Raw genomic sequence first — 14,615 nt, forward strand, 5'->3', positions numbered from 1 at the left:
GTTATAAACAGACTGACTACCAATTTGGAGTAATGGCTGGGGCTTTTGCAGGTGGTGAAGGTGACTTTACAACAGCATTTGAACCTACAGCAACTGCCATGGAAAAAGAAGGCAGCGGATATATAGTAACATCTATAGGAAAAGATTCTGGAGAAATACCATTTACAGCTTACTCTACTACTAGATCTTACATGAAAAATAATAAAGATTTAATTCAAAGATTTACAAATGCTGTTTACAGAGGTCAATTATGGGTTCAAAAAGCTCCTAGTAAAGAAATCGCCGAAGCTATGCAACCTTTCTTTGAAGATATATCTCTAGAAGATTTAGTAACAGTTGTAGATAGATATAAGTCAATAGATGCATGGTCTCAAAACCCTGTATTAAAAGAGGAAGGTTTAAATAAACTAATGGATGTTATGAAAGAAGCTAAGGAATTAGACAAAGAAGCCCCTTACAAAGACATAGTAAATACTGAATTTGCAAATAATGCAATAAAAAATATAAAATAAATATGCATCAGTTTTAACTAAAAGCTTACAAAAATTATAAAAAGAGTCTTTTAAAAGACTCTTTTTATAATTGAGATTAAAGTTTATATTAAAAAATAGAAATTAAAGTATCGTAAAGATACCTATATATCTATCCTCTGTATTCTGCTCCAGCATTGATTTTTGTAATTTGAACAGCAACCATTTCCTCATTGCTTCCATTAGTAATTTCATGCCATTCTCCTGTTGGTACAAAAACAGTATCACCTTGTTTTACATCACACTCATGTTCTCCAAGTTTCATTTTCCCTTCTCCTTTTAAGAACACAAATATTTGTTCACCATTAGGATGTCTATGGGCATTAAGAACTTGATTAGGTTTAAAATAATAAACTTCTGAAGTTATATCATTACCAGCAAATACTGGTATTTTTGGTACTGCTGCATCATTATATTGAGCTAAGCTTCCATCTAATAGATTCTTTTTATTTTCATGCATACTATAAATACCTCTTTTCTATATTATAGATTTACTATTATTATTCCAATATAAAAAAATAGTATTCTCCTTATACATAATAGGAATAAAATTCTTTTACTTGTAACTATGACTCCTTAATATAAATTAAATTTTTTAATGTTTTTATTAAACTTACATCTTAACCTTTTAACACAGAAATTATTTCATTACATATATTTAATGATTATCTTGATTTTCTATTCTAATGTTTTTTTCATAGGTTGGTTTACTTTTGATTCTATTTTCAATATATGTTGAATTTGAAATAGAGTTATTCAAAAAGTTTGTAGAGATAAATTCTAATTTTAAATACATTATTGATGAAAATAAACATAAAAACAATACTACAACAGTGCTTCCTTTATATTTTTCACTAAACATATAATAAACACGTTTTTGAATATCTGATTTTTGATGTAAACCAGCTACAAATTTATTTGAATAATTTAATTTTTTTCTCATCATATTTATGATAATTAAAGCATACTCTTTTTTCTCTTCTATATTACAATTTTTTAAAACTCTTTCATCACAATAAAGTTCACAATCTAAATCTATAATCTTATCCATAATATACATAAAAGGATTAAACCAATAAACACATTTTAAAAATAACACTAAATATTTAATATAAAGGTCTTTATTCTTAAAATGTATAAGTTCATGTCTAAATATCCATTCAAGTTCTTTTAATGTATATTCACATGGTGGCAAAAGAACACATGAATCAAAAAATGCAGGTGTTTCAACTTCATAAGTGTATTTAAGTTTTATATCTTTACTTATTTTTAGTTCCTTTAATAAATTTTCATAAAGCTTGATTATATCTTTATCATCTATCTCATAAGATAAATCATTAATTAAATTTTTGAGTTTTATATATTTCAAAATATTGTAAATTAAATATACTATTGCACCAATAATCCAAATAAATATTAAAATGCCACTTTTAGAAATAGAAATATTATTAAAGTTTTCTAAGTTTATCTTTTTAATACTATCTTGATATTTCAATGTATTAAATGTAAAAGTATAATATGTAAATGGTAGCAAGAGTTTAATAACTACAATAAACCAGATATAATAATTAAATCTTTTACTAAATCTTTTAAATACACTTATTCTAAATACTAATAAAAGAATTAGGAATAAATTACTTACTAAAACCGTTCTAAAAATATCACTTAGAATCAAACTCATAGACTCTTCTCTCCTATTATATCTATTCTTCAATATGTTTATTTAACAATTTTTAAAAATCAGTTCAATATTAGTATTTTGTATTTAATTTTATGTATAAAGTAATTATAATTGCCATTAGTAAAATTTACCAGTATTATTTTGTTACTTATACTTACCAATAAACTTATTTAATTCTCTCCTTACCAAATCAGGTTTATCACGAAGCTATTTAGGCTAATTAAAATTTATTATATTAAATATAATTTATACTTAAAACTATATTATTAAAAAAAGGCATAAAATATATTATTTTATGCCCTTTTTTAATAGTATGGTTTTTTCAATGCTTGTATAAACATAAATCGTTTATTTGTCAGTGAAATGCCAGTAATTTTTTTTGTTTTTTTTATTATTTTTTCATCTTTTTAGGATTCTCATAAACATTATATTTGTATTTATATTTTTAAAATTTATAGAAATCAAGCATATTAATTTACCACTCTAAATAGTTTTTACATTAAATTATTTAAACTTTATATTTTTTGTTTTAGCTATACCATATTTCTACCACAAAGAATTTATCGAATTTTATTTTCATTCAAATCCTTTTCAAATTAAAGACTCGTTGTATCGCATAAATTTCCATTAAAAATATTTGCGTTTCTATTTTTTATTTTAGCAAACTTTTCTTTTATTTTTTTAATTAAATTCATAAATTTCATTTTTATAAATTTCAGCCAAAATTTATCTCTCCGCATTTTGGATTTTAAATGCACTCTATAAAACCACGCTATGTTTTATACATATTTCATACAAACTTCCTTAAAATCTATTTAAATGTGTAATTTGATGTTTAAGCTACAAGCGAATCTAAAAAGTTAACTATATTTATATTATGTAAACTAAATTGATTTTTGAAAGCTTCATTTATATTTTTAAATAATTAAGATAAACTTGAAATTATTTTCATAGTGATTTATCTTAATATTATGAATATTTACCAATAGTACTTTAAAGAAAAAAGGGAAGCATTACAATCTATTTAGATTAGTGCTTCTCTTTTCACTTCTTTTCTTCTTTGTTGAGTTAATAATACTTTCGCAGTTACAGTTATGAATAGGCATACTATTATTCTCATAAATTAATCCATCCTAAAAGAAAAATAAATCTTCAAACTTTTTATCTAATGCAATGCATAAAATCAATGCAAGTTTAGCAGTAGGATTGAATTGTCCTGTTTCTATTGAACTAATAGTATTACGTGATACTCCAACCATTTTTGCTAATGCTGATTGAGATAATTTTGCTTCTGACCTTGCTTCTTTCAAACTATTTTTTAATATCAATTCTTCTTTTTCCATATCACTTCTACCTATAACGTATAAATGAATTTAAAAATACATAGTGCAAAAATAATTAAAGCCCCTATACTTATCAGCAAATATTTTTTCTCATTTATCTTTCTGTAAACAACAAAATAAGCAACTGATACATAGCCAGTTAATACAGCTAAAATATCATAGAATGGTGTTACTTTTTCAAGACCTCTCATGTCAGATACAACTACTTTGACTGCGAAAACAACACCACAAATAATCGCTAAAGCAATTGAACCAATTGCAGTAGCTTTTTGACTTACTGTGTTTTCAAATTCTTCGTTTTTTTCCAATTTTGCCTTGTTTAAAACAGCTTCTTTATTCATATCAATTCCCCTTTCTTAAAATACTTGTGTAATGTAATAGATAAAACTACTCAATGTTATAATAGAAGAGAGAAGGATAATAAAGCCACTCTTTTTATTTAATGCCTTAAAACTCCCATAATAGTTCCCAGTTAACCAGCCCCATAATATAGTTAATAATAAGGATAAATCAGTTGTTCTTAATTTTATAAGATTTAAGATAATGAGCGGTACTATTATACCTACAAATAATAAAGTTCCATATCGTTGACCTTTATTTAATACGAATAAATATCCCTCATCTGATTTTTCTTGTCTACTTCTTTCTAAAATTTCTTCTTTATTCATCTATATTCTCCTTTTATTGCCAAGTTTACTTGTCAATAACTTTTGCAAAGTTTTATTGTCAAATTAAAAGTATGCAAATCTTATATAGAAATGCACGCTTTTATGATTTACCTTACTATCTTCCAGTTATCGCCTTTCTTCAAGGTCAATTCATACTGTGAAATCTGCATTGGATTTTTACATAAAAAATACTAGATATAAATTTATGATTTATATCTAGTATTTTTATTTGTCACATATCACTTTCACCTATCAAAAACAATTGTTTTCCATATTGCAAAAAATTCTCTTGTATAATATGTTGGAACAAATGAAAGCTTTGACTTACTAGCGTAAAAAGAAATATTTTTATATTCATTTCTAGATGCTAGTATTTTACTCCTAAGAACATGAAAATCAGTTGTTACAATTTTTACTTTTATATTTTTTATTCTTTTTCTACTATGCTCTTCTATCTTTAGCTTTGAATATTTAAAGTTTTCATAAGTATTTGTAGATTTATATTCTTCTATTATTCTATTGCTATCTATACCATTTCTAACAAGATAATCTTTCATAGCTTTTGCCTCAGTTATATTTTCTCCATTACCCTTACCACCTGATACTACTACATAGCATTCACTATTAACTTTTAAATATTTTAAAGCAGTGTTTAATCTTCCCTTCAATGTAGTACTTGGTGTAGTCTTTTTTACAGAAGCTCCTAAAATCAAAAGATAATCACTTTTTGTCTCAAAACTATTTTTAGGATAAAAGATTATTAAGCTTTCAGTAATCATGAATACTATTAAGAAAACACTAATTAGTATTTTTAGCACTTTATAAAAAACCTTCTTTTCTTTAATTTTCTTTTTTAAGATTCGATAAACAATTAATAGTATTCCTATAACTAAGAAAAATCCACTAAATGAAATACCACCAAAAACTATTTTAAGATAAAAATAGTAAATTATAAATATTAAACCCAATATTAAATTAATCATATTTCTATAATCCTTTTTATTTGTTTTTGTTTTTATATAAAGAAATATCTATGCACTCTATAAGACAGTTATATTCTCCATCTATCCAATTAATCCAACTTGCAATTGATACATTTTCTCCAAATATATTTGTCTCTGTTTTAAATTTTGAATCTCTATTTTCTTTTAATCCATTAATCGGGCAGTTATTACAAGGAATATTAGATTTTAATAATGATTTATAACATTTATCTCCTATTTTTATTTCTAAGTCTAAATTTGAGACCTTATTATTAATAAAAATAAGGTCATAAGTATTCGGATTTACTATATATATATAATTATCAATAGAATCAAGAACTTCTTTTAGTGATAGATTAGAATCTTCATATTCAATTTCACCTTTTAGACTTTCTTCTTTCACACTACCCTTACTTATATCGGTTTCAAGTTTATTTTCACATATACAATCATTATAAAGTGAATACTTATCTTTTCCTTTATTCTTTGCATAATAAAGTGCCATGTCTGCTTTTTTATAAAGTTCTTCAAATACAGCTCCATGTTCTGGTACGAATGAAATTCCAACTGTACCTGATATCTTATACGTTTTTTTATTTCCAGTATAAGAATTTCTAAATATATTACATATTTTTTCTGCTTTACTTTTAGCATTTTCAAAAGATTGAATATTCTTTAAGAATACTATAAATTCATCACCACCAATACGCCCCACTATATCATTATTTCTAAATATAGGCTTTAGTTGTTTAGAAACTTCATACAAAACTTTATCTCCAAAAACATGTCCTAAATTATCATTTATTGATTTAAAATTATCTATATCAATAATTAAAAAGGCATGAATTCCTGAATTTGATTCTTCTGAATTTAGAAAATCATTAATAAGATTTTCTGTAGTACCCTTATTATATAATCCTGTTAAAGTATCTCTTTCAGCTTTTAATTTTAATTTAATTTCTTCATTTTTCTGTTCGTCGATATCTTTAATATAAGCAAGTGCTTTTATATCATTCGTAATAGAGTCTTTTATTAAATGCATTGTACAAAGTACCCAAATCATTTTATCATCTTGATTCATTCTTCTATATTCCAACTTTATTTCACTTATATTATTTTTATAGGCTTCTAATAAATGTCTACATAAAAATGTATTTAAAAAGACTTCTTTATCATCTTTATAAATAACAGTCTCTGATATAGATTTTACCATTTCAGAGTAGTCATTGCTTGGTTTAATTCCAAATTGTCGATACCAATTTTCATTACCCCTTATAAAAATATCCTTTGATACATTTATTTCATAGGTTATTATTGCTTCTGATAATATAGCGGAATGATATTTGTATGCTTGATTATATCTTATTTCTGCTTCTTTTTGTTCACTTATATCTTCTTGTATCCCAATAGCTCTTATAGGTTTACCATCTTCATCAAAAATAGTAGTTAATGTAATTTTGTTCCATATGTAGCCTTGATCTGGAACTCTTATTTTAACAACACAACTTGCAGTTTTTTCTCCACTTATTATCTTCTCATACATTTTTATAAAATCTTCACTAAAGTCTTTATAAATAATTCCTGCTTCAACTAAGGAATAAGGAACATTTTCATTTATTTTATCAATATTATAATTTTCCATACTCTTATTAGTATTTACAAGAGATTTTGTATTTATATCATACTCAAATATAATATTTGATGTTTGATTTAATGCAATTCTAAATCTTTCTTCATTAATTCTAAGTTTTTGTTCTGCATTTTTTAAATCAGTTATATCAGTTAAAATCCAAATTCCTTTTTTGCTATCATCACTATCAGTAATAAGCCTTCCTTTTAAAGAAACCCATATCATCTTGCCATCACATTTCTTTATTCTATATTCACCTACAGCGATATTTCCAATAATCAACTGATGTCTTAAATTTTCAAGAATCTTTTTTCTATCATCATAAAAAACAAGATTACATGATTTATATTGGAGTTCATCTTCTAACTGTTTACGTGTATATCCAATCATTGATAGATAACCAGAGTTAGCATATTGTATAGTAAAATCTTCATCAAATTCTGTTATAAGTATTCCGCCTAATATATTTTCTGATACCATTTCAAGTTCTAAATTCTTTTGTTCCATTTCTTTTTCTAATTGTTTTGTTTTGGTAATATCTACTGTAACACAATAAAGATATTTTTTACCATCAGGTTCTACTATAAGTTCCCCCTTATCAGATATCCAGACTATATCACCACTTTTAGTTCTAACTCTGTATTCCAATTCAATAGTTTTATTTTTATAAAGTTGTTCAGAGATTTCTTTTTTTACTCTTTCAACATCATCTTTGTGTATTATTTTATAAAAACTATTATTAAATTGCATTTTTATTTCTTCTCTTGTGTAACCAAACAAATCAACAAATCCATCACTTAAAAATTCAAACTCAAATTTTTCATCAACAGTACATTTTTGAACTCCTCCAGGAATGCTATTTGTAATAGATGATATTTCCTTATTGGCTTTTAGAATATGCTTTTGTGATTTATTATTTTTATAGAAGATATATATTATTAGTGCAATAAATAATAAGAACACCTTACAAATTAAAGAAAATGCTAATTGATTTATTTTATCAATATTTTTTCTTACAGTATATTGTGGTATTACTGAGAGAACATACCAGTCATTTACACCTATTGGTGTGTATGTTGCATAACGTTCTTTACCTTTGTATTTATATGAAATAAATCCACTCTTTTTATGTTTTGTATCTTCATATACTTTTTTATAGCTATAACCAGCATCAAAAGAAGCTTCCTTGAATATATCGTATATATTACTACTTGCTCCAACTATAGCATTTGTATGTGAAGATTTCAAAACAAATTGTCCGCTAGATTCAAATATATCTATATATCCTTCACTGTTGAAACTTGTTATGTCAATGAATTCAGCTAATTTATCATTATAGTATGAACCATATAAAACACCAATCACTTTATTTTCTTTGTATACAGGTGTAGCTATAACAAAAGTATCTTTTCCATCAATAGGAGATTTTACTACTTCAGATATGTTACTGTCTCCACTAATAGCTTTCTTAAAATATTGGTAATTTGATATATCAACAACTTTCCCATCGCTAGTACGACTTATTCCATTAGGAGAAGCAATTGATATTCTTTGAAAATCAGATTCTTTTGATATTTTAGCTAATAACGGGATTATCTCAGGATTATCTATAGTATCAAAATATGAAACCATATTCGCTATACTCTTAACAAATGATAATGAACTGTCTAGCTTTATTTTTATAGCATTAGAACTTTGTAAAGATATTTCTTTTAAACTAACTTTATTGTTTTCTTCTTCTTGAACATTAGTTTTAAATGCAAAATCAGAAAAAGAAATTATTGTGAATAAAAATATTAATATAATACTCATTACGCTTTTCAACGATTTTGCTCTTATCACTTACTTACCACCTCCAAATTAAAATTTATTGACCTATATTTTATAGACTAATTTCTCAAACTCTTTAACTGGTAATGGTTTTGAAAAATAATAACCCTGAATAATGTCACAATTTGCTTCCCTTAACATTTCCACCTGACTTTTTGTTTCAATTCCTTCAGCAACGACTCTTATTCCCAATTGTTTAATAAGCGAAACTATACTTTTTATAACAATTTGACTTTTATCAATATTCTTATCATCAATAAAAAAGCCTCTATCTAATTTGATTACATTTAAAGGTATATTTTTAAGCATATTTACAGAAGAATATCCTGACCCAAAATCATCCATTGAAATTATAAATCCAATATCTTGAAGTCTTCTACTTACATCAAATAGAGTGTCCGTATCACCAAACATACTAGATTCAGTAATTTCAATTTCTATTAAACTATATGGTATTTTATATTTATCACATATATTAACTATTTTTGTGATAAAATCTTTTTTTAAAAAATCAACTCTTGAAAAGTTCACAGATATAGGTAAAGGTAAAATACCTTTGTCAAATAAAGTTCTAATTTCTTTGCAAGCTTGTTCTAGTATGTACATATCAATTTTTGTAATAAAACCATTCTTTTCAAATATAGGAATAAAATCACTTGGATATATAAATTCTTTTTCTGTGTATTGCCATCTAACCAGTGCCTCACTTCCACAAAATTTATCTGATTTAATATTGTATTTTGGTTGTAAATACATTATAAATTGATTATTTTCAAGTGCATATTCCATCTCTTTCTCTATTTTATCTTCAAGTAATAACTTATCCCTTAACTTATCGTTAAAAAAAGCAAAATTTATATCTCTATTGTTTTTTATTGATAATTTCGCAAGTGAAGCTCTATCACTATATGCACTTATAGATAAGTTCTTATCCTTAATTTCATAGATTCCAAAAGACAAATTTACAAAGTCATTACTAATAATGATTTTTTTAATAGTATTTACTATATCTTCTTTTGTATTATATTTTAATAAGATATTAAAATTATCAGAACTAACACGAGCAAAAGTCTCATTATCATGAGTCATATTATTTAATGTATCTGCAATATCTTTTAAAATTGAGTTGCCTTTTTTATGGCCATATATATCATTAATTGCTTTGAATTTATCAATATCAAATGTTACCATTGCATGTTTATCATTTTGTGATGCTTTCTTTAGTAAATTTATAGCATCTGATTCAAATTTTCGCCAATTTGAATAACCAGTTACAAGATCTGTATATGCTATTTTTTCTATAGTCTTTTGACTCTTTGCTTTTGAATATAATATGTACAGTATAACACCTAAAAACAAAAATGAAAGTATAATCCATCCAATAATTGTAATCATCATTAAATTGTTTAGCTTTTTAGATACAACTATCTTTGGAACGATTGATATTATAAACCAGTCATTTATTCCTAAAGAAGTATATGCCATATAAATTTCTTTTCCTGATTCTTTAGCCTCTACTACTCCTTTATCCGATATTTTCATATTTTTAAAAGTAAATGTTTTTTTAAAATTAACTTGTGAAAGATTTGTAATATTTGAATTTGAATTTTTGTGATAAGATGGTATAATTATTTCACCATTACTATCACATATAAGTGAAAAACTTTCACCATTAAAAGTTGAAATAGACAAAAACTCAGATACAAACTCAACATCATAATCAGCTGCAATAACAGCAACAATTTTACCATTATTGTATAATGGGACTGCATATGTTTTCGTCAATTTTCCAGTATCTTTATCTATTAAAGGCTTTGATATATTAGCTGTACCTTTAATGGCCAACTTAAAATAATCCCTATCTGAAAAATCTGTTCCAAAAATACCTTTAGCATAGCCTTTGCCATTAGGTAAAATCATACCAATATTATTATAGTTACTATTTTTATTATATGATTCCAAGATTTTCAAAGTTTTTTCTAAATTAAAATTATCTTCTATTTCTAAAAACTTAGAAATACTTTCTAATTCATTTAAATTACTTTTCAACTTACTATTAATTGCAATCTTACTCTCTTCACTAATTTCTGATAAATAATTCTTTGTCTCATATTCTAATACATTATCCATATTACTTATATAAAAAAACGCAAATACACTAAAAAAGAATAGTACCATAAATGCTATTAATATACTTTTTAATATTTGCCTACTATATTTCAAGTAGCTACACCTCACCCTCTCCACTAGTTATATTTAGTTGATTCACTTTATTTTACTATTAAAAACTCTTTTTTACAATTGAGTTTTATAAATTGTTAATAAAGAACATATTAAATAAGTATTATTTATAGGATAATAAAATTAAGGGTATAAATACAGCAATAGCATATTTAATTACATTAGTAACAATAAGACTAATATGATTAAATATGTTATTGTTTATATTTATACCCACTTACATGTAATTTTAAATTTATATAATTTAAATAAGAGTCTATTTTTCTAAATACTCTCTTCTGACTGAAGATGTTTTAAAATATTCAACAAGTTTATTTTTATCATTATTAAAGATAGCCTCTTTTATTAAATTCACTTCCATCTCAAAATTTTCTATAGATTTTAATAAATTATCTCTATTTCCTAAAAAAAGTTCACTCCATAGGTCTTCATTCATATTTGCAATACGAGTTAAATCCCTATAGCTATCTCCAATAAATTTGCCTGTATCTCTACCTTCTTCATCACTATTTATAAGAGCAACTGCCATTACATGAGGTAATTGAGATGTAAAAGCTATCATTTCATCATGTTTTTGTGCAGTTAATTTTTTTACTCTTTTAAATCCTATCTCTAAAATTAAATTCTCAACAAACTCCAAGTTTTTTATATTATTTCTGCCAGTTGGAGTAATTATATAATTTGCTTCTTTAAATACCTCATCACTCGCAAAATCAATTCCCTTTTTTTCTCTACCTGCCATTGGATGACCAAATATAAAATCTATATCATCTGGAATAATTTTTAAGACATCATTTATAAGAACTTCTTTTATTCCTGTGGTATCAGTAATTATAGTTCCTCTTTTAAAATACTCTTTATTATTTTCTAAAAAAGTTACAATTAATCTAGGATATATAGATAATATAATCAAATCAGCTTGTTTGAAAAATTCCTTCCCTGTAGTACATCCTTTTTTGATGATTTCTAACTCTTCTGCTTTTTTCAGAGTTTCAGAATCTATATCTACTCCAAACACATCTTCATATCCAGCTTTTTTCAATGCCTTAGCAAAAGAACCTCCTATAACTCCTAATCCTACAACAACAATATTCATTATTCTTATTTCCCCCTAGATTATTTTTTCATTAAATTCAAATTTAAAATTTTTATTAATTGCATTTTTGATATTATATACAGCATCATTTAATGATTTATCATTTAAAATTTCTATATCCGCAGCATTTTTATAAAGATTTATTCTTTCATTATAAAGATTGTATAATTTCTCTTTTCCATCTTGTAATAAGGGTCTTGAATTAATATTTATATCTTCTAAAATTTTTTCTATAGGTCTATTAATAAAAAGTATTATTCCTGCTTCTTTGAGTATTTCTATATTAATATCTTTTTTTATTACACCACCACCAGTAGAGACTACTGTTTTATCACTAGTAGAAAGTTCTCTACATGCTTGAGTTTCATAATTTCTAAAAACATCTTCTCCTTCTAAAAATAATTCTGCTATACTTTTTTGAGATATTTTATTTATATAATCATCCATATCACAAAAACTACAATTATATTCCTGTGCTAAAAGTTTTCCAATTGTAGTTTTTCCACTACCTGGCATACCTATTAATATTACTTTTTCTTTGTTTATCATAATCAATCCCCCTATAAAAAGTTTAATTTTATTTCTTCATATATAATATTTAAAACACCATTATCTATTTTAGTATTCTGCCATATTTCTTGAGATTTTATTGCTTGCCCAACCAACATATATAATCCATTACACGTTTTTTTACCTAGATTCTGACCAATTTCTAGAAAAGAAGTTTTTTTAGGATTGTAAATCAAATCTACTAATATATCAAAATTTTGTATAATAGATTTTGAGACAGGTGATAATCCTATATTAGGGTACATTCCTACTGGAGTTGCATTTAATATTATATCTCCTTTTATATTCTTAAGTTCTTCATAATCTATTAATATAGCTGAATTATTTGATAGCTTTTTATTATCTTTTTTTCTACTTGAAACATAAACTTTATCTATTCCAGAATCAAGAAGGTATGTTATGGCTGCTTTAGATGCACCTCCAGTACCTAATATAACAGCTGTCTTTCCTTGAATATCAATATTAGCTATTTTGAACATAATGTCAAGTCCAAAATAATCTGTATTATAGCCATATAATTTATTCTCTTTAAGTAAAATTGTGTTAACTGCCCCTATACGCTTTGCTTCTGGAGATATAAAATCTAAAAACTCCATGACTCTTTCTTTATATGGGACAGTAACATTTACACCTTTGATTCTTAATAATTTTATAGCATCATCCAACATTGGTATATTTTCTTTTGAAATCTCAAAGTTCTTATAAGCACCTTCAATATTCAATACTTCAAATAACCTCTTATGAATTTGAGGTGAAACGCTATGAGATAGCTTTTCACCTATTAGACCAAAAAAATTCATCTTTCCACCTCCAATCATTCTGTTTTAAAGAAAAAATTACATTTATCTATTCAATTTTATTTCTATATACACCGATAAATTTGAAGTATGCTGTATTACGTTCTATCATGTCTAATAAGCTACATACTTTTGAATCATATATAGAACATTCAAAATCTATATAAAAGAAATATCTCCAAGAAGCATTTTTCATTGGTCTTGATTCTATTTTTGTCATATTTATATCGTTTTCAGCAAAGTATCCAAGTATTTTATAAAGCTTTCCAGCTTCATGCTCAACAGAAAATACAATACTCATCTTATTTGACTCTTCTTCAATGTGTATCTCATTACTAATTACCACAAATCTAGTATAATTATCTGTTATATCATTTATACAAGGACTTATTATTTCTAATCCATAAATCGTTGCGGCTTTTTTACTAGCAATTGCTGCCTTTGTTTTATCTTGAAGCCTTTTAACAAGTTCAGCACTAGTTGCTGTATTATTAAAAGGTATCAATTTCCATTGACTATTTTGTTTTAAAAATTCACTACTCTGACCTATTCCTTGTGGATGTGAATATATTTCTTTAATATCTTCAAGGTTTGTGCCCTTTATTCCAATTAAATTTTGATTTATTTTTATACACTCTTCCCCAACTATATAGAATCCATATTTTCCTAAAAGGTCGTAAGTTTCAGAAATTGCTCCTGTAGAGGAGTTTTCTATAGGTATTATTCCATAATTTATTTCTTTATTTTGAAGTGCTATAAAGACATCTTCAAATTCTTTAAATTGTTTTTTTGTGATTTGAGTGTTAAAAAATTTTGTTAGTGCTTCTTCTGTGAATGAACCTGATATACCAGGAAATCCTACTAGGAGATTTTTTTTATTAAGTTCACTTTTTAATGACTTATATTTATATAGATTTAACAAATCAAAATTTTCATTTGATGAATTTGAACTGTTTTCATTTTTTTCCTCTACATCATTATCTATTAATCTTTTTTGCAAATTTCTACTAACTTCCATTACTGAATTGAAAAATTGTACAGTCTCTTGTGAATATTTTTTATCTTCTAGATTATCTACTGCTTTACTCAATACTTTTTCTTCTCTATCTTTTTGAAGTATAGTAGTATTATTTTTCATTTTATATCTAGCAATTTCGAGAACTATATTCATCCTTTTTTCAAATAGTTGAACAAGTTCCTTATCTATATCATCAATTTTATTTCTATATCTCGTTAAATCCTCCAT

Annotated in this window: 12 protein-coding genes and 1 pseudogene; 1 reads left to right on the forward strand and 12 read right to left on the reverse strand. The window is 25.1% G+C overall.

Features of this window, described 5'->3' with window-relative positions; all coding sequences use genetic code 11:
* Nucleotides 1-8 precede the first annotated feature (8 nt).
* Nucleotides 9-512, forward strand: a pseudogene (locus tag JJC01_10255) (ABC transporter substrate-binding protein).
* Between the two features lie 130 nt (nt 513-642).
* Here JJC01_10255 and JJC01_10260 read toward each other — a convergent pair.
* From JJC01_10260 to pheA, 12 genes are all read right to left on the reverse strand, one after another.
* Nucleotides 643-990 (reverse strand): cupin domain-containing protein, encoded by a 348-nt coding sequence (locus tag JJC01_10260; protein UDN56582.1) that lies wholly within the window; start codon nt 988-990, stop codon nt 643-645.
* 198 nt (nt 991-1,188) lie between these two features.
* The gene (locus JJC01_10265; protein UDN56583.1) at nt 1,189-2,211 is read right to left on the reverse strand and encodes a peptidase M56; all 1,023 of its coding nucleotides are present in this window, start codon (nt 2,209-2,211) and stop codon (nt 1,189-1,191) included.
* 1,133 nt (nt 2,212-3,344) lie between these two features.
* On the reverse strand, nt 3,345-3,554 hold the full coding sequence (locus JJC01_10270) for a helix-turn-helix transcriptional regulator (protein UDN56584.1): 210 nt from the start codon (nt 3,552-3,554) through the stop codon (nt 3,345-3,347).
* Nucleotides 3,555-3,565: 11 nt separating this feature from the next.
* On the reverse strand, nt 3,566-3,895 hold the full coding sequence (locus tag JJC01_10275) for a hypothetical protein (protein ID UDN56585.1): 330 nt from the start codon (nt 3,893-3,895) through the stop codon (nt 3,566-3,568).
* 15 nt (nt 3,896-3,910) lie between these two features.
* Nucleotides 3,911-4,222 carry a hypothetical protein gene (locus JJC01_10280; protein UDN56586.1) on the reverse strand — a complete coding sequence of 104 codons (312 nt, stop codon included), beginning with the start codon at nt 4,220-4,222 and terminating at the stop codon, nt 3,911-3,913.
* Nucleotides 4,223-4,467: 245 nt separating this feature from the next.
* Complete coding sequence (locus tag JJC01_10285; protein UDN56587.1) at nt 4,468-5,205, reverse strand: YdcF family protein; 738 nt, start codon at nt 5,203-5,205, stop codon at nt 4,468-4,470.
* A 16-nt stretch (nt 5,206-5,221) separates the two neighbouring features.
* On the reverse strand, nt 5,222-8,677 hold the full coding sequence (locus tag JJC01_10290) for a diguanylate cyclase (GenBank protein ID UDN56588.1): 3,456 nt from the start codon (nt 8,675-8,677) through the stop codon (nt 5,222-5,224).
* 33 nt (nt 8,678-8,710) lie between these two features.
* Nucleotides 8,711-10,888, reverse strand: coding sequence for an EAL domain-containing protein (locus JJC01_10295; GenBank protein UDN56589.1), 2,178 nt, complete (start codon nt 10,886-10,888; stop codon nt 8,711-8,713).
* A 274-nt stretch (nt 10,889-11,162) separates the two neighbouring features.
* Nucleotides 11,163-12,002 carry a prephenate dehydrogenase gene (locus tag JJC01_10300; GenBank protein UDN56590.1) on the reverse strand — a complete coding sequence of 280 codons (840 nt, stop codon included), beginning with the start codon at nt 12,000-12,002 and terminating at the stop codon, nt 11,163-11,165.
* A gap of 15 nt (nt 12,003-12,017) precedes the next feature.
* Nucleotides 12,018-12,551, reverse strand: coding sequence for a shikimate kinase (locus tag JJC01_10305; GenBank protein UDN56591.1), 534 nt, complete (start codon nt 12,549-12,551; stop codon nt 12,018-12,020).
* An 11-nt stretch (nt 12,552-12,562) separates the two neighbouring features.
* Nucleotides 12,563-13,372 (reverse strand): shikimate dehydrogenase, encoded by an 810-nt coding sequence (gene aroE / locus JJC01_10310; GenBank protein ID UDN56592.1) that lies wholly within the window; start codon nt 13,370-13,372, stop codon nt 12,563-12,565.
* A gap of 46 nt (nt 13,373-13,418) precedes the next feature.
* On the reverse strand, nt 13,419-14,615 hold the full coding sequence (pheA, locus tag JJC01_10315) for a prephenate dehydratase (GenBank protein UDN56593.1): 1,197 nt from the start codon (nt 14,613-14,615) through the stop codon (nt 13,419-13,421).

The sequence above is a fragment of the Clostridioides sp. ES-S-0010-02 genome (assembly GCA_020641055.1).
Lineage (GTDB): Bacteria > Bacillota > Clostridia > Peptostreptococcales > Peptostreptococcaceae > Clostridioides.

Bases quoted from the DNA above. Each gene is read 5' to 3' on its own strand.
- JJC01_10270 (UDN56584.1), bottom strand. From the start codon at position 3,554: ATGGAAAAAGAAGAATTGATATTAAAAAATAGTTTGAAAGAAGCAAGG.
- JJC01_10280 (UDN56586.1), bottom strand. From the start codon at position 4,222: ATGAATAAAGAAGAAATTTTAGAAAGAAGTAGACAAGAAAAATCAGAT.
- JJC01_10300 (UDN56590.1), bottom strand. From the start codon at position 12,002: ATGAATATTGTTGTTGTAGGATTAGGAGTTATAGGAGGTTCTTTTGCT.
- JJC01_10275 (UDN56585.1), bottom strand. From the start codon at position 3,895: ATGAATAAAGAAGCTGTTTTAAACAAGGCAAAATTGGAAAAAAACGAA.
- aroE (UDN56592.1), bottom strand. From the start codon at position 13,372: ATGAATTTTTTTGGTCTAATAGGTGAAAAGCTATCTCATAGCGTTTCA.
- JJC01_10285 (UDN56587.1), bottom strand. From the start codon at position 5,205: ATGATTAATTTAATATTGGGTTTAATATTTATAATTTACTATTTTTAT.
- JJC01_10305 (UDN56591.1), bottom strand. From the start codon at position 12,551: ATGATAAACAAAGAAAAAGTAATATTAATAGGTATGCCAGGTAGTGGA.
- JJC01_10260 (UDN56582.1), bottom strand. From the start codon at position 990: ATGCATGAAAATAAAAAGAATCTATTAGATGGAAGCTTAGCTCAATAT.
- JJC01_10265 (UDN56583.1), bottom strand. From the start codon at position 2,211: ATGAGTTTGATTCTAAGTGATATTTTTAGAACGGTTTTAGTAAGTAAT.
- pheA (UDN56593.1), bottom strand. From the start codon at position 14,615: ATGGAGGATTTAACGAGATATAGAAATAAAATTGATGATATAGATAAG.